Source organism: Micromonospora sp. NPDC057141, assembly GCF_042670805.1.
In the GTDB taxonomy this organism is placed as follows: Bacteria; Actinomycetota; Actinomycetes; order Mycobacteriales; family Micromonosporaceae; genus Micromonospora.
This window is the reverse complement of the sequence record NZ_JBHUVA010000105.1, coordinates 1-19468: the sequence shown is the minus strand read 5'-3', so window position 1 is coordinate 19468 and position 19468 is coordinate 1. Positions and strand designations below refer to the sequence as shown.

Genomic DNA, 19468 nt, shown 5'->3' with positions numbered 1-19468 from the left:
GTAAGGAAAGGCGCCTTGTCAACGCCTGCGGTGGCGAAGGACACCCTGGTACACCCCCGCAGAGCGGCTAGCCTTCGTCGATGACGACAGGTGTGGATGCGGCGATCGCCGCCAGCTACGTCGAGTTCGCCGACCGCGAGGCGCGCGGGGTGTCGCCCGCGTACGAGCGCCTGGCCCACGCCGTCGCCCGCGACGGTCGCCTGCTCGCGCTGCTCGGCACGGTCCCGGCCGCCAGGCGACAGCCCAATCTGCTGTTCGCCGTCGTCCGACTGCTCGGCGGGCCCGTCGAGGACCCGGCCGCGTTCGGCGAGTTCACGGCGGCCCACTGGCCGGCGGTCGCGGCGCAGCTGCGTACCCGGGCGACCCAGACCAACGAGGCCGGCCGGTGCGCGGCGCTCCTGCCGGTGCTGGCCGCGCTGCCACAGCCCCTCGCGCTGCTGGAGGTCGGTGCGTCGGCCGGGCTGTGCCTCTACCCCGACCGGTACGCCTACCGCTACGGCGGCCACCGGCTCGGCACCGGGGAGCCCGTCCTCGACTGCGCGCTCACCGGTGCCGCGCCGCCGACCCGCCGGCCCGACGTGGCGTGGCGGGCCGGGCTGGACCTGACGTGACCGACCCCGCCGACGCCGCCTGGCTCGACGCCCTCGTCTGGCCCGAGCACGCGCACCGCCGCGCCCGGCTGCGGGCCGCGTCGGCCGTGGCCGCGGCCGACCCGCCGCTGCTCGTACGCGGCGATCTCGTCGACGACCTGCCGGCGCTGGCCGCGCGGGCGCCCGCGGGCGCGACCCTGGTGGTGTTCCACACCAGCGTGCTCTACCAGGTGCCGGCTGCGCGCCGGGCGGCCTTCGCCGATCTGGTACGCACACTGCCCGGCCACTGGCTCGCAAACGAGACCCCGGAGGTGCTGAGGCACGACGCGCTGCCGGAGCCGCCGGGCGGGACGCTGCACAACGTGCTCACGCTGGACGGCATCCCGCTGGCCTGGACCCGGCCGCACGGTCAGGCGGTCACCTGGTTCGCGTGACGCCCCGCCCATCCTGCCCGCGTCGGCGCGCCGCACCCGGGCACCCGCGTGGTGCCCGCTGGCGGCTAGGGTCGCCGGTCATGGGGGGACCGAACTGGCTGCGGGAGACCCGCGCCGCGTACGACACGGTGGCCGTCGACTACGCCCGGCTGATCCACGGCGAGCTGGGGCGTAAACCGTTGGAGCGGGCCCTGCTGGCCGCCTTCGCCGAGCTGGTCGGCGGCGGTGGGACCGCCCGGCCGGCGGCGTCCGATGTGGGGTCGGTGGCGGAGGCCGGCGCCGGTGCCGGGCCGGTCGTGGAGGTCGGCTGCGGCACCGGCCGGATCACCGCCCACCTGCGCGGTCTCGGGCTGGACGTCGCCGGCCTCGACCTGTCCCCGGGGATGGTCGCGGTGGCCCGGGAATCCTGGCCGGGGCTGCGCTTCGCCGTCGCCTCGATGACCGGCCTGCCGCTGCCCGACGCCGGTCTCGCCGGCCTCGTCGCGTGGTACTCGATCATTCACCTGCCGCCGGAACTGCTGCCGGCCGTCTTCGCGGAGTTCCACCGGGCGCTCGCCCCGGGCGGCGAGTTGCTGCTCGCGTTCAAGGCCGGCGACGAGCGGATCCGCCTGGAGCAGGCGTACGGCCACACGGTCTCCTACGACGTGCACTGGCTGCCGCCGGGCCGGATCGCCGCGCAGCTCACCGCCGCCGGGTTCGTCGTCCACGCCCGCCTGGTCCGCGAGCCTGAGGACTACGAGCGGAGCCCTCAGGCGTACCTGCTGGCCCGCCGCCCGCGCCACGCCGACCCGGCGTAGGCGCGGCAGCCGCACCGGGCGCGCGGGGGAGCGCGCGGAGGGTTGTTAAGAAGGGGCCCTTCCTTACACTGCTGCGGTGAGTGGAGAGCGGGTTCCGCTGGCGGCACGGCCGTTGGCCGAGCCGCACCCGTCGCGGCTGCCGCCGGAGCACCCGCACCGGGGGCGGATCCTCGCCGCGCACGCCGCCGCCCTCGCGGCGGGGCAGGCCGGCTACCCCGATCCGGAGACCGGCCTGTTCGTGCTGACCGCCGGCTTCCTGGCCCGCCGGGGCACCTGCTGCGGGCGAGGGTGTCGACACTGCCCGTACGTGGCCGACTGAGGTCCTCCGGTCCGGCGCGGACCACCACCGGCCGTGGGCTTCCGCCCGGGGCGGACTACCCGTACGGTGTCGGGCGGACATCGGCGGGAACCGCCGGGGAGCGCGGAGGTTGGCGTGCGCAGTCGGATCTGCCTGGCGGGCGTGTCGGTGCTGCTGGTGGCGGGGTGCGGGGCGGAGGCGGCGGAGCCGGTGGCGGTGCCCCGGGGCGCGCCGGCCGCGGTCGAGGTCCCGGCGGCGTCCTCCGGCGGCGCCTGCCAGCTGCTCGACTTCGCCGTGGTCGAGGAGCACACCGGGGAACGGTTCGACGTGGCGGCGTCCAGCGCCCGCGACGACACCCGCACCTGTGTGCTGCGCGCGAGGCGGGCGCTGCTGCCGGAGCTGGCCTTCACGGTCACCGACACGTCGATCGACGTGGCCGACTTCACTGCCGACGTGCAGCCTGCCGGGGCCCGGAAGGTCAGCCGGTTGGGTCAGGCCGCCTACCGGCGGACCGGGGCGGCGACGAAGGGGCAGGGGCCGGTCGCCGAGGTCGGCTGGCTGGCCACCGAGGACCGGCTGGCGGTGCTGCGCTGGACGCTGCCGAAGGGCACCGAGCGCGCCGCCGCCGACGAGCTGGCCGGGAAGCTGGTCGCCCTGGCGGGAACGGTCGACACCCGGGCCCTGTGAGCCGCGCCCGGGGCGGGGCCGGGACCCGGGCCGGAGACGGTCCCGCCGGGGCGGGCCCGGACGGACGTGGGCCCGGACGAATGTGGGGCCCAGGGGGGTGCGGTGTGGGTCAGTGGGCGGCGACGAAGACCCGGGAGGCGACCTCGCGGGGCAGCCGGACCCGGTCACCGGAGCGGTCGATGGAGACGCCGTCGCGCTCCTGGGCCACGGTCACCGTCGCGCCCGGGTCGACCCCGGCGGCGTGCAGCTGCCGCAGCACGTCGGCGTCGGTCTGCACGCTCTCGCAGATCCGCCGCACGACCACCGTGCCGGTGAGCCCCGGGAACGCCAGGTTGCGCTCGCCGTCGCTGCCGTCGGTCGGCTGCTCGGGGGTGCCCAGCTCCTCCAGGCCCGGGATCGGGTTGCCGTACGGGGAGCGGGTGGGGCGGTTGAGCAGGTCGTACACCCGCTTCTCCACCGCGTCGCTCATCACGTGCTCCCACCGGCAGGCCTCCTCGTGGGCCTCCTCGTAGGGCATCCCGATGACGTTGACCAGCAGCAGTTCGGCGAGCCGGTGCTTGCGCATCACGGACACGGCGGACGCGCGGCCCAGCGGGGTCAGCGCGAGGTGCCGGTCGCCCTCGACGGTGAGCAGCCCGTCGCGTTCCATCCGGGCGACGGTCTGGCTGACGGTGGGGCCGCTCTGGCGCAGCCGCTCGGCGATCCGGGCGCGCAGCGGCGGCACGCCTTCCTCCTCGAGCTCGAGGATGGTGCGCAGGTACATCTCGGTCGTGTCCACTAGATCGTGGCGCATCGATTACCCCTCTCGGCGGAGGTAGTTCCGCGCCCACTCGTGTCGACCAGGTGCTTCACGTCGGCGACCTCCCGGAGGTCGATGGTACCCCGGCCGCCCGACATGGCCCCTCGCCGAATCGCGAGGTGACCGCCCGGATGGTGTTGACTGGACGCCATGTCCGGTACCGAGGAGCTGCTGGTCGAGGCCGACCGGCTCGCGGCGGAGCTCGACTCCGCCGACCCGCCCACCCTGCTCGACGTCCGCTGGCGGCTCGCCGGTCCGTCCGGCCGCGTCGACCACGCCGCCGGGCACCTCCCCGGCGCGGTCTTCGTCGACCTGGACGCCGCGCTGTGCGGGCCGCCCGGCGCGGCCGGCCGGCACCCGCTGCCCGACCCGGCCGTCCTCCAGGCCGCGCTGCGGGCTGCCGGGGTCCGCGCCGGTCACCCCGTCGTCGTGTACGACGGCGGCGACGGCCTCGGCGCGGCGCGGGCCTGGTGGACGCTGCGCTGGGCCGGGCACCGGCCGGTCCGGGTGCTGCACGGCGGCTTCCCGGCGTGGACTGCCGCCGGCCGGCCCGTGTCGACCGACGAGCCGACCCCGGCCCCCGGGGACGTGACGGTCCGCCCGGGCGGGCTGCCGGTGCTCGACGCCGACTCGGCCGCCGCGCTCGCCGCCGCCGGCGACGGCACGCTGCTCGACGTGCGGGCCGCAGCGCGCTACCGGGGCGAGCACGAGCCGGTCGACCCGGTGGCCGGGCACGTGCCGGGTGCGGTGAACCTGCCTGCCGGCGAGTACGTCGGCCCGGACGGCCGCTTCCCGTCCGCCGGGGCGCTGCGGGAGCGGTTCGCCGCCGCCGGGGTGGCCGACGCCGCGCCCGTGGGGGCGTACTGCGGGTCCGGGGTGACCGCCGCGCAGGCCGTCCTCGGCCTGCACCTGGCGGGCCGCCCCGACGCGGCCCTCTACGTCGGATCGTGGAGCAACTGGGTGGCCGACGACTCCCGACCCGTCGCCACCGGCGGCTGACCGCCGACACCCCGGCGCTGGAGAGCAGCGCGTGCGGTGGGCGGTGTCGGTGGCCGTGCGACGATGGCCCCATGTCCGAGGACACGGTGGTGGTGTGGGACGAGGCCCTGCTCGCCTACGACATGGGTGACCATCCGCTCGACCCGGTGCGGGTCGAGCTGACCGTCGCGCTCGCCGGGGAGCTGGGCGTCCTGGGCCGGCCCGGGGTGCGCCTGGCCAGGCCCGAGCCGGCCGACGAGGCCCTGCTGACCCGGGTGCACGACCCGCGCTATCTCGACGCGGTCCGCGCCGCCCCCCGCGACCCGCTGTTCGCCGGGTTCGGGCTGGGCACGTCGGACAATCCGGTCTTCGACGGGATGCACGAGTCCAGCGCGCTGATCGCCGGGGCCACCGTGGCCGCGGCCGAGGCGGTGTGGCGGGGCGAGGCCCGGCGGGCCGTCAACGTGGCCGGCGGGCTGCACCACGCCATGCCGGCCCGCGCCGCCGGGTTCTGCGTCTACAACGACCCGGCGGTGGCCATCGCCCGCCTGCTCGACCTCGGCGCGGAGCGGATCGCGTACGTCGACGTGGACGTGCACCACGGCGACGGCGTGCAGGCCATCTTCTGGGACGACCCCCGGGTGCTCACCGTCAGCCTGCACGAGACCCCGCTCGCGCTGTTCCCCGGCACCGGGTTCCCCGACGAGACGGGCGGGCCGGGGGCACAGGGCAGCGCCGTGAACGTGCCGCTGCCGCCCGGGGTCGACGACGCCGGCTGGCTGCGCGCGTTCCATGCGGTCGTGCCGTCGGTGCTGCGCGCGTTCCGGCCGCAGCTCCTCGTCACCCAGTGCGGGGCGGACGGGCACCGGCTGGATCCCCTCGCCGACCTGCATCTGAGCGTCGACGGGCAGCGCGCCACCTACCTGGCGCTGCGGGCGCTGGCCGACGAGCTGTGCGACGGCCGCTGGGTGGCCACCGGAGGCGGCGGGTACGCCCTCGTCGAGGTGGTGCCCCGGGCCTGGGCCCACCTGCTCGCGGTGGCGACCGGCGACCCGATCGACCCGGCGACGCTCACCCCGCCCGGCTGGCGTGCTCTCGCCGCCGCCCGCCGCCCCGGCCGGGAGGTGCCGCTGCGGATGACCGACGACGCCGACCCCGCATTCGAGCCGTGGCAGCCGACCGGCGAGCCGAACTCGGTGGACCGGGCCATCGCCGCCACCCGCAAGTCGGTGTTCCCCCTGCTCGGCCTCGACCCGCACGACCCGCGGGACTGAGCCGGTGCGCCCGGGGAGGGGCCGGAACCGGTGACCACCGTCGACCAGCCGGTGGACGTGCTGCTCAGCGACGGCAGCACCGTCGGGTTGCGACCGATCCGCCCGGACGACGCGCCGGGGATCGTGGCGATGCACGCCCGTTTCTCCGAGCGCACCCGCTACCTGCGCTACTTCTCGCCGTACCCGCGCATCCCCGAGCGGGACCTGCACCGGTTCGTGCACGTCGACCACTCCGACCGGGAGGCGTTGGTGGTGCTCGCCGGGGAACGGATCGTCGCCGTCGGCCGCTACGAGCGGCTGGGCCCGCAGGCCCCCGAGGCCGAGGTGGCCTTCGTGGTGGAGGACGCCCACCAGGGGCGGGGGATCGGCTCGGTGCTGCTGGAGCACCTGGCCGACGCGGCCCGGCGGGCCGGGATCGTGCGCTTCGTCGCCGAGGTGCTCCCGGCCAACGGGGCGATGCTGCGGGTCTTCGCCGACTTCGGCTACCAGGTCCAACGCCAGTACGCCGACGGCGTGGTGCACCTGAGCTTCCCGATCGCCCCGACCGAGGCGACGCTTGCGGTGCAGCGCGGCCGGGAGCATCGCACCGAGGCCCGCTCCATCGCCCGGCTGCTGGCCCCCCGGGGCGTCGCCGTCTACGGCGCGAGCGCCACCGGGCAGGGCGTCGGCGCGGCCCTGCTCGGTCACCTGCGCGACGGCGGTTACCCGGGGCCGGTCGTGCCGGTGCACCCGAGCGCGCCGATGGTGGCGGGGCTGCCCGCGTACCCGTCGGCGGTCGACGCCGGCCACGCGATCGACCTGGCGGTGGTCGCGGTGGCCCCGGAGGCGGTGGGCGCGGTGGTGGCCGACGCGGCGGCGGCCGGCGCGCACGGCCTGGTGGTGATCTCGGCCGGCTTCGCCGAGGCCGGCGCGGCCGGCGCGGCAGCCCAGCGGGCCCTGGTCCGCGCTGCGCACGCCGCCGGCATGCGGGTCGTCGGCCCGAACTGCCTCGGCGTGGCCAACACCGCCGATCAGGTACGCCTCAACGCCACCCTCGCCCCCGCGCTGCCGGCCCCCGGCCGGGTGGGCATCTTCAGCCAGTCCGGTGCGTTCGGGGTGGCGCTGCTCGCCGAGGCGGCCCGCCGGGGCCTCGGCCTGTCCAGCTTCGTCTCGGCCGGCAACCGGGCCGACGTCTCCGGCAACGACCTGCTTCAATATTGGCAGGACGACCCCGGCACCGACGTGATCATGTTGTACCTGGAGACGTTCGGCAACCCGCGCAAGTTCGCCCGGCTGGCCCGGCGGATCGGCCGGGACAAGCCGGTGGTGGCGCTGGCGTCGTCGGCCCGCCCGCCCGGCCTGAACGGCGACGTGCCCGGCCCCGACGCGGTCGCGGTCAGCGCCCTGTTCGCCCAGTCCGGGGTGATCCGGGTCGACACGGTCGCGGAACTGCTCGACGTCGGCGTGTTGCTGGCCCACCAGCCGCGCCCCGCCGGGCGGCGGGTCGCCGTGGTCGGCAACTCCTCGGCGCTGACCGGGCTGGCCGCCACCGCCTGCGCCGCCCAGGGGCTGACGGTGGCCGCCGGCTATCCGTCCGACGTCGGCCCCCGGGCGGGGGCGGCCGAGTTCGCCGCCGCGCTCGGCGTGGCCGCCGCCGACGAGAATGTGGACGCCCTCGTCGCGGTCTTCGCCCCGCCGCTGCCCGGGCAGCTCACCGACACCGAGGCCGACTTCGCCGCAGCCCTGCCCGGCGCGCTCGACGCCGGCAAGCCGGTGGTGGCCACCTTCCTCGCCGGGCGCGTCCCGGCGGGGGTGCCGGCGTACCCGAGCGTGGAGGAGGCGGTGCGGGCCCTGGCCCGGGTCGCCACGTACGCCGACTGGCTGCGCCGCCCGCCCGGCGCGCTGCCCGAGCTGCCCCGGATCGACGCCGCCGCCGCGTCCGCCGCGCTGCGCGTCGACGGGTCCGACCCGGCCGGGCTGCTGGGCGCGTACGGGATCGACGTGGTGCCGTCGGTGCCCGCGCGTTCGGCCGACGAGGCGGTCGCCGCCGCCGGGGCGCTCGGCTGCCCGGTGGCGCTGAAGGCCGCCGCCCCCGGGCTGCGGCACCGCCTCGACCTCGGCGCGGTCCGGCTCGACCTGGCCGACGCGGCGGCGGTGCACCGGGCGTACGCGGAGATGTCGGCGGTCTTCGGCACGGATGTCCTGGTGCAGGCGATGGTCCCGCCGGGCGTGGCGTGCGTGGTGGAACTGGTGGAGGACCCGGCGTTCGGGCCGGTGGTCGGCTTCGGCCTCGGCGGCGTCGCCACCGAGCTGCTGGGCGACCGGGCGTGGCGGGCGGTGCCGCTGACCGACGCCGACGCCACCGAGCTGGTGGCCGCGCCCCGGGCGGCGCCGCTGCTGCATGGGCACCGGGGGGCCGCCCCGGTGGACCGGGCCGCCCTGGTGGAGCTGCTGCTGCGGGTGGGGCGGCTCGCCGACGAGCAGCCCCGGGTGCGCTCGCTCACCCTCAACCCGGTGCTGGCCCGCCCGGACGGCATCTCGGTGCTGCACGCCGCGGTGGGCGTGGGCGCGGCGGGCACCCGCCCCGACACCGGCCCTCGCCGCCTGTGAGGTGGAAGGAAGGGCCCCGGCGAACCGCCGGGGCCCTTCCTTACGGGTGCCCGGTCAGCAGGCGTACGCCTCCAGCCGCTGCGCCCGCTCCGGGGCGCGCAGCTTGAGCAGCGTGACCTTCTCGATCTGCCGGATCCGCTCCCGGGACAGGCCGAACTCCTTGCCGACCTCGTCCAGGGTGCGCTGCCGGCCGTCGTCCAGGCCGAAGCGGAGCCGGATCACCGCCTGCTCCCGCTGGGACAGGGTGGCGAGCACGATCCGCACCTCGTTGCGCAGCTCGCCGTCGGCGGCGGCTGCACCGGGCTCGACGGCCGGGCCCACGGCGGCGACGAAGTCGCCGAGGGCGCTCTCGCCGTCCTCGCCGACGGCCTGGTCGAGGCTGACCGGCTCGCGGTCGTACGAGATCAGCTCGATGACCTGGAACTCGGGGACGTCCATGGCCCGGGCGACCTCGGCGATGCCTGGCTCGCGGCCCAGCGTGACGGCCAGCTCGCGGCGGGCCCGGACCATCCGGTTGACCTGCTCGACCATGTGCACCGGGATGCGGATGGTGCGGGCCTGGTCGGCCATCGCGCGGGTGATCGCCTGCCGGATCCACCAGGTGGCGTACGTGGAGAACTTGAAGCCCTTGGTGTAGTCGAACTTCTCGACCGCCCGGATCAGGCCGAGGTTGCCCTCCTGGATGAGGTCGAGGAACGCCATGCCCCGACCGGTGTACCGCTTGGCGATGCTGACCACGAGGCGCAGGTTGGCCTCGAGCAGGTGGTCCTTGGCCGTGCGGCCCTCGGCGGCGACGATCTCCAGGTCGGCGCGCAGCTCCATCGAGACCGGCGTGCAGGTGGCGAGCTTCTCCTCGGCGAACAGCCCGGCCTCGATCCGCTTGGCGAGCACCACCTCCTTCTCGGCGGTGAGCAGCTTCGTGCGCCCGATGCCGTTGAGGTAGGCCCGGACCAGGTCCGTGGAGACGCCGCGCTCGTCGGTGGCGTCCAGGTCGGTCAGGGTGTCGGCGGCAGCCTCGGCGTCGATGGTGACGGCCGGGCCGATCTGGTTCTCGATCATCTGAAGGACCATCTCTGTCTCTCCCCGTGTCCACGTCGGTGCCGCGATGCCGGCCCAGTGGCGCCGGTGACTCACACTCTGGCAACCGGGACGTGAAACGGGAGTGAGGCGATCGGGGAACCGACAGCGGATAGGGGTGTCCGGGCCCCTGACCTTGCCAGGCCCGGCTACCGTGCCGGCAGTCGGCCGTTCGGGCCGAATCAGCAGGTCGGACGCCAATGCGACCGGTCTTCGAGAGGGTGGAGGGCGTCGTGGTCTTCAAGCGGCTCATGCAGGCGATGGGTGTGGGCGGCCCGTCGGTGGAGACGGTGCTGAGCAATCCGAACTGCCGTCCGGGCGGTCAGTTGGAGGGCGTCGTCCACGTGGCCGGCGGCGAGCACGCGGTCGACATCGACTACGTCGCGCTGGGCCTGGTCACCCGGGTCGAGGTGGAGAGCGGCGACAGCGACTACGAGACCACCCAGGAGTTCCACCGCCAGCAGGTCACGGGGGCGTTCCGGCTGGAGGCGGGGCAGCGGTACGACGTACCGTTCCGCTTCGACGTGCCCTGGGAGACCCCGCTCACCGAGCTGTACGGGCAGCACCTGCACGGGATGACGATGGGGCTGCGTACGGAGCTGGAGGTGGCGCGGGCGGTCGACAAGGGCGACCTGGACGCGGTGGCGGTGCACCCGCTGCCGGCCCAGGAGGCGCTGCTGGAGGCGCTGCTGCGGCTGGGCTTCCGGTTCGCGCGCGCCGACGTCGAGCGGGGCCACATCTACGGGGTACGCCAGCACCTGCCGTTCTACCAGGAGATCGAGTTCTACCCGGCACCCCAGTACGCCCGCGCGATCAACCAGCTGGAGGTCACCTTCGTCACCGACCCGCAGCAGGTGCAGGTGGTGCTGGAGATCGACAAGCGGGGCGGCGTCCTCAGCGAGGGCCGGGACGCCTTTGGCCGCTTCTCCGTCGACCACGCCACGGCGCACGACACCGACTGGGCCGCCCAACTCGACGCCTGGCTCCGCCAGTCCATCCAGACCCGCGGCCTCTTCTTCTGACCCCCGGGATCCCCCGGGATCCTCCCGGTGATCAAGAGGTTTGCGTCATGATTCCGGCCCCGGCTGACGCAAACCTCTTGATCACCGGCGGCAGGGGTCAGAGGTCGAGGAGGAGGGTTCGGGGGCCTACGTTGACGCTCTCGACCAGCATGTGGGCGCGGAAGCGGCCCGTTTGCACCGGCGCGCCGCGGTCGCGCAGCGCCGCCACGACCGCCTCGACCAGGGGTTCGGCCACCTCGGCGGGGGCGGCGGCGGTCCAGCTCGGCCGCCGGCCCTTGCGGGCGTCGCCGTAGAGGGTGAACTGGCTGACCACCAGGATGCCGGCGCCGGTGTCCGCCGCGCTGCGCTCGTCGTCCAGGATACGCAGTTCGTGGATCTTGCGGGCCATGGTCCGCGCCGTCTCCGGGGTGTCGGTGTGGGTCACGCCGAGCAGCACCAGCAGCCCGTCGGTGACCGTGCCGACGACCTCCCCGTCGACCGCGACGCTGGCCCGGCCGACGGTCTGCACGACCGCCCGCATCAGCCCACGGCCCGCGTCGGCGACCGCACCAGCTCGACCGCCCGCATCAGGCCGCCGTCACCGGCTCGACGATGCCGCGCTCCACCAGGTGCGCCACGATCGGGCCGGCCGCCTCGGCCAGCTCCTGCGGGGTCACGTCGTGCGCGGCGGCGAGCAGGGCGAGCTGGTCGCGCAGCGGCAGCCGGCCGTCCGCGCCGCCGACCAGGGCCAGCACCAGCGGATCGACCTCCTCGGTCCAGCGCAGCCCGTGCGGCATCGCGATGACCTGCCGGTCCACCGCCCACCCCTCGTCGCCCATGGTGGCCTCCTGCCGGAGCTGGAGACCTTCGGCGGCCCGGTAGCGCGCGGCGAGCAGCGCCTCGGTGTCGCGTACCCGGAGCCAGTCCTGGCGGTCGAACCAGGCGGCGACCCGGTCGCCCAGCGGCGGCTCCACCCGCTGCCGCAGGTCCTCCACCCGCACCACCGGGTCGGCGTGGCCGGCGCGGCGCAGCGAGACGATGCCGAAGCCGACCGCCTCCACCTTGTGCGCGTCGAACCAGTCGAGCCAGGCCGCCGCCCGGTGCGGGTCGGCGGCCTCGCCGACGTCGGTCAGCCACAGGTTGACGTACGCCATCGGGTCGGCGACCTCGCGCTGGATCACCCAGGCGTCCAGGCCGGTGCCGGCGAACCAGCCGGCCACCCGCTCGCCCCAGTCCTCACCGGCGACGTGCACCCAGTTCGCCAGGTACTGCATGGTGCCGCCCTCGGTGAGCAGCCCCGGGGCGGCGGCGGCCAGCTCGGCGCCGATCGCGTCGCCGACCCGGCCCGAGTCCCGGTACACGTGGGTGGTGGTGCCCGGGCCGACCACGAACGGCGGGTTGCTGACCACCAGGTCGAACCGGCGACCGGCGACCGGGGCGACCATGTCCCCGCGGAGCAGTTCCCAGTCCTGGCCGTTGAGCGCCGCCGTGGTGGCGGCGAAGCGCAGCGCCCGCTCGGACACGTCGGTGGCGGTGACCCGGCGGGCGTGGGTGGCCAGGTGCAGGGCCTGCACCCCGGAGCCGGTGCCCAGGTCCAGCGCGGTCTCCACCGGCCGGCGCACGGCCGCCCCGATCAGCGTCTGGGTCGCCCCGCCGATGCCGAGCACGTGCTCGGAGTGCAGCGGCCGGCCCGGCCGCGAGCTGACGGGCAGGTCGGCGAGGACCCACCAGTCGTCGGCGTACGGCTCCAGGTCGACGCCCGCACGCAGCCCGTCGCCGTGCCGCTCGACCAGCCCCCCGGCCAGCGCCTCGGCCACGGTCAGCGGGGCGAGCGCGGCGGCCACCGCGGCCTCCGGCTCGGTCTGGTCGCAGATGAACACCCGGATGAGGGTGGCGAGCGGGTCGCGGTCCACGGTGGCGCGCAGGGCCGCCCGGAAGTCGTTGCGGGCGATCCCGCCGGTCGCCTGCGGCCCGAGCCGGTCGGCGATGCCGTTCGAGGTGTACGCGGCGCGGGACAGCGCCGTCCGGAGCGCCTCGACGCCGGCGGGGGAGAGCAGCATGTCGTGTTCGTCCACGTCGCCATCCTGCCCTCCGTCCCGACGCACATCGTCACCGCCGCCCCGAAATCCAACCGCCGGGGCGGCCGGCGGGAGGTGGCTGGGGAGGTGGGCGGGGAACCGGGGTGTCGGGGCGTCGGCGTCGTCCCCGGGCGGCGGGCGGGCAGGATGGACGGCATGACGTTCTCGTTGCCCATCGACCCCGAGGCCAACCGGCTGCTGGAGCGCAGCCCGCTGGCCCTGCTGCTGGGGATGACGCTCGACCAGCAGGTCCCGATGGAGAAGGCGTTCTCCTCGCCGTACGTGCTGGCGCAGCGCCTCGGGCACGAGCCGGACGCCCGCGAGCTGGCCGGGTACGACCCGGACGCGCTGGTGGCGGTCTTCGCCGAGCCGCCGGCCCTGCACCGGTTCCCGAAGGCGATGGCCACCCGGACGCAGGAGGTGTGCCGGGTGCTGGTCGACCGGTACGACGGCGACGCCGCCCGGCTCTGGGCCGACGTCGCCGACGGGCGGGAGTTGCTGCGCCGGATCACCGAGCTGCCCGGGTTCGGTCGGCAGAAGGCGCAGATCCTCGTCGCGCTGCTCGGCAAGCGCTACGGCGTCACGCCGGACGGTTGGCGGGAGGCGGCCGGCGACTACGGCGACGCCGACGCATACCGGTCGGTGGCCGACGTGGCCGACGCGGACTCGCTGCGCCGGGTGCGCGAGCACAAGCAGCGGATGAAGGCGGAGGCGAGGGCCGCGAAGGGCTGAGGCGACCCGCGTCCGGCGAACCGCTCAGGCGGCGGTGGGTCGGGAGAGGGCGGCGAGGGCGCGCCGGACGTCGGCGAGGGAGACCGTCGCCGAGTCGTCCAGCTCGGCCAGGCCGGCCTCGATCCACTGCCGCATCAGCGTGGTCACCCCGATGCCCCGGGCGTCGGCGGCGGCCCGCACCCGCTCGTACGTCTCCAGCGGCAGCCGTACCGAGCGGCTGACCATCGGCACGTCGGTGTCGGGGGTGGGCAGCTCCATGGGCGCGCCGGCGTCGATCAGCTCGGCGATCGGGTCGTCGCCGCCGCCGTGGAACTGCTTGGTCGCGTCGTTACGGTTCATCGCCACGCCTCCTCATCGGCGGAATCTGCGGACGGTGTCGTCGTCGGGGAACCGGCGGACGGCCTCGTCGTAGCGCTTGGCCTCGGTGTCGGTCAGCTCCCGGGCGGAGAGCACGTCCCAGTCGTTGTCGGTGCCGTCGGCCTCGGCGAGCAGCACGGCCAGCCGCCTGCCGTGGCGCGCGGCGGCGTAGACGACCATCACGTCGTCGCCCAGGTGCCGGATGACCCGCCGCGGGCTGTGCAGTGCCTCCCAGACCTCCCCGGGCGTGACGTCGTAGACCCGCAGGTTGGCCAACGCCTCGTCGGTGAAGCTGAACCGGCTGCCCACGAGCGGAGCGTACCACGGGCGTAACACGAGCCGGAACGAGTCGATTTTCGCTGATCAACACCCCGGGGCGAACTGACCGACGCCCCGGGGTGACAGGATGGGGGCAATCCCTCTTGGAGGTTTCGTGGTGAAGCGTCAGGCGTACCAGCCGATCCTGATCACCGACGCGGCCCGCAGCCAGGACGACCAGCTCACCAGCCGGCAGCGCCGCTACGTCGTGATGATGGGCGTCCGGGTGGCCTGCGTGATCGTCGGCGCGATCCTGGTCGGCGCGCAGGCACCCATGCTCTGGCTCTGGCTGCCGCTGTGCGGCCTCGGGATGGTGCTCATCCCGTGGCTGGCGGTGCTGCTGGCCAACGACCGGCCGCCGAAGGAGAAGCACCGGCTGGCCAACCGGTTCCAGCCCCGGCACACCGACCCTGCCCCGCCGATGAGCCTGGCCGCCGAGGAGCGCCCGCACAAGGTCATCGACGCCGAGCCCTGACCGGCGGGCACCGGCGGTCGGCTGGCACGGCGCCGGGGAGGCGGCCGGCCCGCGCCGGGCGGCCGCCGGTCAGCCCGTCGGGCGCGCGCCGATCGTCGACACGGCCAGCGCGCCCAGGTCACCGGCCCGGTCCAGCGCCGCCCGGGGCCCCGCCCCGGCCAGCCAGGCCGACAGCAGCCCGGCCGCGAAGGCGTCGCCGGCCCCGGTGACGTCGGCCACCGCCACCCGCCGCGTCGGGGCCACGCTGACCGTCGCCGTCCGGTCCGCCCACACCGCCCCGGCCGCGCCCCGCTTCACCACCACCCGCCGGGCGGTCGCCGTCAGCGCCCGGGCCTGCGCCGCCGGGTCCAGCCCGCCGGCCAGCACGGCCGCCTCGTCGGCGTTGACCAGGAGCAGGTCGACGTCGCGTACCCAGGCCAGGAAGGCCGCCGCGCCCACCCGCCGCAGCGGCGCCGCGGACGCCGCGTCGACGCTGGTGGTGAGCCCACGCTCGCGCGCCGCGGCCAGCGCGCGCAGCCCGGCGCCGCGCGACCCGGCGTCCAACAGGGGGTACGCGGACAGGTGCAGGTGCCGCACGTCGAGGGCCCCGGCGAGGGCGGCGTCGACGTGCCCGGCGCCCAGCCGCAGGTTCGCCCCCCGCTCGGTCACCATCGTGCGCTCGCCGTCGCCGGTGAGCACGATCACCGTGCCCGTGGTGCGGCCGACGTGCCGCTCGACGGCGCAGTCCACGCCGGCCCGCTCCAGCTCGGCGACCCGGTCGCGCCCCGCGTCGTCGTCGCCGACGGCGCCGACCATGGTCACCGGCACGCCCTGGGCGGCGAGCCAGGCGGCGGTGTTGGCCGCCTGCCCGCCGCCGGTGACCCGGATCGTGGCCGGGGTGTCGGATCCGGTGGCGAGCGGTCCACCGAGCACCGCCACCACATCGGTGATCAGGTCGCCGACGACGACGATCCGGCCCGCCGCGGTCACGCGGCCCGGTGCGGTCGAGCGGCTGTGCGGTGCGGTCATGCGGCGGCGCGGCGCGCGGCGGCGACCGCGATCCGGGCGGCGAGGTCGGCGTTGCGCAGGATGATCCGCACGTTCACCGCGAGGCTCGCGCCGCGCGTCGCGGAGTGGAAGTACGCGAGCAGGTACGGCGTCACGGCCTTGCCGGTCACCCCGTCGCGCTCCAGCAGGGCGAGGCCCTCGGCGAGCGTCCGGTCGTGCAGGGCGGGGTCGAGCTGCTCGTCGGCCGGCAGCGGGTTGGCCACGATCAGCCCCCCGCCGTGCACCCCGTGGGCGTCCCGCGCCGCCAGCACGTCGGCGACCTGCTCGGGCGAGTCGACCGACCAGTCCAGGTCGAAGCCCGCGTCGGTGAGATAGAAGCCGGGAAACCGCCGGGTGCGGTAGCCGACCACGGCGACGCCGAGGGTCTCCAGCCGCTCCAGGGTGGCCCCGACGTCGAGGATCGACTTGACCCCGGCGCAGACCACGGCGATCGGCGTGCGGGCCAGGATGCCCAGGTCGGCCGACTCGTCGAAGGTCGTCGCGGCCTCCCGGTGCACCCCGCCCAGCCCGCCGGTGGCGAAGACCCCGATCCCGGCGGCGGCGGCCACCGTGCTGGTGGCGGCGACCGTGGTGGCCCCGTCCGCGCCGGTCGCGGCGGCCACCGCGAGGTCGCGCACCGAGAGCTTGCTCACCCCGTCGACGCCTGCGAGCCGGGTCAGCTCCGCGTCGTCGAGCCCCACCACGAGCTGACCGCCGACCATGCCGATGGTCGCCGGGACCGCCCCGGCGGCGCGGACGGCCTGCTCGATCTCACGGGCCACCCGCAGGTTGTCCGGCCGGGGGAGGCCGTGCGAGACGATGGTGCTCTCCAGGGCGACGACCGGGCGCCGGTCGCGCAGGGCGGCGGCCACCTCGGCGCCGAGGCGGATGTGGAAGCTGTTCACGTCCGTTACGGTACGGGCCGGGGAGGGGTGGCCTGCGGTGGACCCGGCCACGTCGACCTGCCAAACTGGAAAGTTGGAGGTGCAGAAGTGAACACACAGGTTCTCGAACGTCCGGACCTGAAGGACGCCGACACCGGTCCCGAGATGTTCCACTACGTCCGCAAGGACAAGATCGCCGAGAGTGCCGTGATGGGCACCTTCGTCGTCGCGCTCTGCGGGGAGAAGTTCCCGGTGACCAAGGCCGCCAAGCCCGGCTCGCCGGTCTGCCCGAAGTGCAAGGAGATCTACGAGTCCTGGGGCGAGTGACCGCGGGCGGCCCTCGCGGCCGCCCACGTAACCTTCGGCGGTGACCACCTCCACCGCCCTGCTCCTCGCCGACCTGACCGGGGTGGCCGTCTTCGCCGCCTCCGGGGCCTCCGCGGCGGTGGCCAAGCGCCTCGACCTGTTCGGCGTCGTCTTCGTCGGCTTCGTCGCCGCGCTCGGCGGCGGGATCCTCCGCGACCTGGTGATCGACGAGGTGCCACCGCTGGCCTTCGCCGACTGGCGGTACGCCGCCACCGCCGCGCTCACCGCCGCTGCCACCTTCTGGCTGCACCCCAGGCTCGCCCGGCTGCGCACCACCGTGCTGGTGCTCGACGCCGCCGGCCTCGGGCTGTTCACCGTCACCGGCACCATCAAAGCGCTCGACGCGCAGGTGCCGGCGGTCGGCGCGTGCGTCATCGGAATGCTCACCGCCATCGGCGGCGGGCTCGGCCGGGACCTGCTCACTGGCGAGATCCCCGTGGTGCTGCGCCGGGAGATCTACGCGGTGGCGGCCCTCGCCGGGTCGGTCGCCGTGGCGCTGCTCGACGCGTTCGGCCGGGCCGACGCCGCCGGGCTGACCGCCGCGGCGGTGTTCGTCTTCGCGCTGCGCCTGGTGTCGCTGCGGCGGCGCTGGTCCGCCCCGGTGGCCACGCTCCGCCCACCCCGCACCGGCGCGCGGGGCCCGGGTCCTGACCCCGTGCCGGGGCCCCGCTCCTGACCCTCGGTGAGGCCGCCGTCGCCGGTGGTCGCCGTGGCCGGCGGTGCGGATGTGACCAGCGTGGCGTCGCCTGGGCCCACCGGCCCGCGCTGGTTATGCTGAGCCGGCCTTCGCGGCACCCGCTGCGCGAGGGCGTTTTCATGGGCGGCGGCACCCGTGGCCCTCGACCGGGGCCCGCCGTCGCGCGGACGGAGAGGAGCCTGACGCGTGGCAGCCCGGACGCCGGCGCTAGAGACGTTCCCACCACTGCGCGCCTGGCAGCGCAAGGCGCTGGTGGAGTACCTGCGACGAGGCACCGACGACTTCACGGCGGTCGCCACCCCCGGGGCCGGCAAGACCACCTTCGCCCTGCGGATCGCCGCCGAGCTGCTCGCCGACGACACCGTCGAGGCGGTCACCGTGGTCGCCCCCACCGAACACCTCAAGACCCAGTGGGCGCAGGCGGCGGCCCGGGTCGGCATCCAGCTCGACGCGGCGTTCCGCAACGCCGACCTGCACTCCTCCGCCGACTTCCACGGCGCCGTGATCACCTACGCGCAGGTGGGGATGGCGCCCCAGGTGCACCGGCGGCGCACCATGACCCGGCGCACCCTGGTCATCCTCGACGAGATCCACCACGCAGGCGACTCCCGCACCTGGGGCGACGGGGTGAAGGCGGCGTTCGAGCCCGCCGTACGCCGGCTGATGCTCACCGGCACCCCGTTCCGCTCCGACGACAACCCGATCCCGTTCGTCGCCTACGAGCGGGGCGGCGACGGCCTGCTGCGTTCCCGCGCCGACTCGGTCTACGGCTACGCCGACGCGCTGCGCGACAACGTGGTCCGGCCGGTGCTCTTTCTGGCGTACTCGGGGGAGACCCGGTGGCGGACCAACGCCGGGGACGAGCTGGCCGCCCGGCTGGGCGAGCCGATGACCCAGGATCTCGTCGCCCAGGCGTGGCGTACCGCCCTGGACCCCGCCGGTGACTGGATGCCGCAGGTGCTGCGGGCCGCCGACGCCCGGCTGGCCGTGCTGCGCAACGCCGGAATGCCCGACGCCGGCGGGCTGATCATCGCCAGCGACCAGCAGACCGCCCGCTCGTACGCGAAGCTGATCGAGCGGTTGACGGGCGAGAAGGCCGCGGTGGTCCTCTCCGACGACCAGGGCGCGTCCGCCCGGATCGCGACGTTCGCGGCGTCCGACCAGCGCTGGCTGGTGGCGGTCCGGATGGTCTCCGAGGGCGTCGACATCCCCCGCCTCGCGGTCGGCGTGTACGCGACCAGCGCCAGCACCCCGCTCTACTTCGCGCAGGCCATCGGCCGGTTCGTCCGGGCCCGCCGCCCGGGGGAGACCGCGTCGGTGTTCCTGCCCAGCGTCCCGCACCTGCTGGGGCTGGCCAGCGAGATGGAGGCCGAGCGGGACCACGTGCTCGGCAAGCCGAAGGACCGCGAGGGCTTCGACGACGACCTGCTGGAGCGCGCCCAGCGCGACGACCAGGCCAGCGGGGAGCTGGAGAAGCGGTTCGCCGCCCTGTCCGCCACGGCCGAGCTGGACCAGGTGATCTTCGACGGCGCGTCCTTCGGCACCGCCGCCCAGGCCGGCACCCCCGAGGAGGAGGAATACCTGGGGCTGCCCGGGCTGCTCACCGCCGACCAGGTCTCCCTGCTGCTCACCAAGCGGCAGGCCGAGCAGCTGGCCGCCCAGCGCCGCCGGGCCACCGAGCGGGCCGCTGAGCCGGTCCCTGCGGCCACCGCGGTCCCACCCCAACCCATGAGCGCCGCCCAGCGTCGGGTGGCGCTACGGCGGCAGCTGAACGCCCTCGTGGCGGCGCGGCATCACCGGACCGGCCTCCCGCACGGCAAGATCCACGCCGAGCTGCGCCGCCTCTGCGGCGGCCCGCCCAGCGCCCAGGCGACGATCGAACAACTAGAGGAACGCATAGCCACGGTCCAAACCCTCTGACCCCGCCCCCGCCCCGCCTGGGGCGCCGGTGATCAAGAGGTTTGCGTCATCTCTGCGCCGATGCGTGACGCAAACCTCTTGATCACCGGGC

20 protein-coding genes and 1 pseudogene are annotated in these 19468 nt (G+C 75.6%); 13 read left to right on the top strand and 8 right to left on the bottom strand.

The features are described 5' to 3' along the window. Positions 1-80: 80 nt before the first annotated feature. The 4 genes and pseudogenes from ACFT41_RS29765 to ACFT41_RS29750 all read left to right on the top strand — a co-directional run bounded on the left by ACFT41_RS29765 (position 81) and on the right by ACFT41_RS29750 (position 2806). Positions 81-1024, top strand: a pseudogene (locus ACFT41_RS29765) (DUF2332 family protein). An 80-nt stretch (positions 1025-1104) separates the two neighbouring features. Then, complete coding sequence (locus ACFT41_RS29760) at positions 1105-1821, top strand: class I SAM-dependent DNA methyltransferase (protein WP_377588957.1); 717 nt, start codon at positions 1105-1107, stop codon at positions 1819-1821. 76 nt (positions 1822-1897) lie between these two features. Further along, on the top strand, positions 1898-2140 hold the full coding sequence (locus ACFT41_RS29755) for a DUF5522 domain-containing protein (RefSeq protein ID WP_377588956.1): 243 nt from the start codon (positions 1898-1900) through the stop codon (positions 2138-2140). A 114-nt stretch (positions 2141-2254) separates the two neighbouring features. Further along, positions 2255-2806: a hypothetical protein gene (locus ACFT41_RS29750; protein WP_377588954.1), complete on the top strand. Its 552-nt coding sequence runs from the start codon at positions 2255-2257 to the stop codon at positions 2804-2806. A 109-nt stretch (positions 2807-2915) separates the two neighbouring features. Here the strand turns inward: ACFT41_RS29750 and ACFT41_RS29745 are convergent, their stop codons facing one another. Continuing rightward, positions 2916-3599: a metal-dependent transcriptional regulator gene (locus ACFT41_RS29745; protein WP_377588953.1), complete on the bottom strand. Its 684-nt coding sequence runs from the start codon at positions 3597-3599 to the stop codon at positions 2916-2918. Between the two features lie 156 nt (positions 3600-3755). Between ACFT41_RS29745 and ACFT41_RS29740 the strand changes: the two genes are divergently transcribed. The 3 genes from ACFT41_RS29740 to ACFT41_RS29730 all read left to right on the top strand — a co-directional run bounded on the left by ACFT41_RS29740 (position 3756) and on the right by ACFT41_RS29730 (position 8446). Continuing rightward, entirely contained in the window at positions 3756-4604 is an 849-nt protein-coding gene (locus ACFT41_RS29740) for a sulfurtransferase (protein ID WP_377588952.1), read from the top strand. 71 nt (positions 4605-4675) lie between these two features. Then, positions 4676-5857 carry an acetoin utilization protein AcuC gene (locus ACFT41_RS29735; RefSeq protein WP_377588951.1) on the top strand — a complete coding sequence of 394 codons (1182 nt, stop codon included), beginning with the start codon at positions 4676-4678 and terminating at the stop codon, positions 5855-5857. A gap of 30 nt (positions 5858-5887) precedes the next feature. Further along, a complete protein-coding gene (locus tag ACFT41_RS29730) occupies positions 5888-8446 on the top strand; it encodes a GNAT family N-acetyltransferase (RefSeq protein WP_377588950.1) in 2559 nt (852 codons plus the stop codon). 54 nt (positions 8447-8500) lie between these two features. Here the strand turns inward: ACFT41_RS29730 and sigB are convergent, their stop codons facing one another. Continuing rightward, positions 8501-9517, bottom strand: a complete 1017-nt coding sequence (sigB, locus tag ACFT41_RS29725) for an RNA polymerase sigma factor SigB (protein ID WP_377588949.1) — start codon at positions 9515-9517, stop codon at positions 8501-8503. A gap of 239 nt (positions 9518-9756) precedes the next feature. Between sigB and ACFT41_RS29720 the strand changes: the two genes are divergently transcribed. Further along, positions 9757-10545: a sporulation protein gene (locus ACFT41_RS29720; protein WP_377588960.1), complete on the top strand. Its 789-nt coding sequence runs from the start codon at positions 9757-9759 to the stop codon at positions 10543-10545. Positions 10546-10642: 97 nt separating this feature from the next. Here ACFT41_RS29720 and dtd read toward each other — a convergent pair whose 3' ends face one another. After that, entirely contained in the window at positions 10643-11065 is a 423-nt protein-coding gene (dtd, locus tag ACFT41_RS29715) for a D-aminoacyl-tRNA deacylase (protein ID WP_377588948.1), read from the bottom strand. A 46-nt stretch (positions 11066-11111) separates the two neighbouring features. Beyond that, positions 11112-12599, bottom strand: a complete 1488-nt coding sequence (locus ACFT41_RS29710; protein WP_377588947.1) for a methyltransferase — start codon at positions 12597-12599, stop codon at positions 11112-11114. Positions 12600-12749: 150 nt separating this feature from the next. Here ACFT41_RS29710 and ACFT41_RS29705 point away from each other — a divergent pair, with 150 nt between their 5' ends. Further along, positions 12750-13334 (top strand): HhH-GPD-type base excision DNA repair protein, encoded by a 585-nt coding sequence (locus tag ACFT41_RS29705; protein ID WP_377588959.1) that lies wholly within the window; start codon positions 12750-12752, stop codon positions 13332-13334. Positions 13335-13358: 24 nt separating this feature from the next. Here ACFT41_RS29705 and ACFT41_RS29700 read toward each other — a convergent pair whose 3' ends face one another. Both ACFT41_RS29700 and ACFT41_RS29695 read right to left on the bottom strand, forming a co-directional pair. Then, positions 13359-13673 carry a hypothetical protein gene (locus ACFT41_RS29700; protein WP_377588946.1) on the bottom strand — a complete coding sequence of 105 codons (315 nt, stop codon included), beginning with the start codon at positions 13671-13673 and terminating at the stop codon, positions 13359-13361. A 12-nt stretch (positions 13674-13685) separates the two neighbouring features. After that, positions 13686-14000, bottom strand: coding sequence for a hypothetical protein (locus ACFT41_RS29695; protein ID WP_377588944.1), 315 nt, complete (start codon positions 13998-14000; stop codon positions 13686-13688). A gap of 127 nt (positions 14001-14127) precedes the next feature. On the opposite strand from ACFT41_RS29695, the gene ACFT41_RS29690 reads away from it, so the two are divergent. Further along, positions 14128-14484, top strand: coding sequence for a DUF3099 domain-containing protein (locus ACFT41_RS29690; protein ID WP_077936787.1), 357 nt, complete (start codon positions 14128-14130; stop codon positions 14482-14484). A gap of 69 nt (positions 14485-14553) precedes the next feature. On the opposite strand, the gene ACFT41_RS29685 is transcribed toward ACFT41_RS29690, so the two are convergent. Both ACFT41_RS29685 and ACFT41_RS29680 read right to left on the bottom strand, forming a co-directional pair. Further along, on the bottom strand, positions 14554-15492 hold the full coding sequence (locus ACFT41_RS29685; RefSeq protein ID WP_377588943.1) for a carbohydrate kinase family protein: 939 nt from the start codon (positions 15490-15492) through the stop codon (positions 14554-14556). Continuing rightward, on the bottom strand, positions 15489-16415 hold the full coding sequence (locus ACFT41_RS29680) for a pseudouridine-5'-phosphate glycosidase (protein ID WP_377588942.1): 927 nt from the start codon (positions 16413-16415) through the stop codon (positions 15489-15491). The genes ACFT41_RS29685 and ACFT41_RS29680 overlap by 4 nt, the downstream gene beginning before the upstream one ends. Before the next feature lie 87 nt (positions 16416-16502). Here ACFT41_RS29680 and ACFT41_RS29675 point away from each other — a divergent pair, with 87 nt between their 5' ends. From ACFT41_RS29675 to ACFT41_RS29665, 3 genes are all read left to right on the top strand, one after another. Then, the gene (locus ACFT41_RS29675; protein ID WP_043962508.1) at positions 16503-16721 is read left to right on the top strand and encodes a DUF3039 domain-containing protein; all 219 of its coding nucleotides are present in this window, start codon (positions 16503-16505) and stop codon (positions 16719-16721) included. A 40-nt stretch (positions 16722-16761) separates the two neighbouring features. Further along, a complete protein-coding gene (locus ACFT41_RS29670) occupies positions 16762-17436 on the top strand; it encodes a trimeric intracellular cation channel family protein (protein WP_377588941.1) in 675 nt (224 codons plus the stop codon). A 207-nt stretch (positions 17437-17643) separates the two neighbouring features. Then, entirely contained in the window at positions 17644-19377 is a 1734-nt protein-coding gene (locus ACFT41_RS29665; RefSeq protein ID WP_377588939.1) for a DEAD/DEAH box helicase, read from the top strand. Positions 19378-19468: the final 91 nt, after the last annotated feature.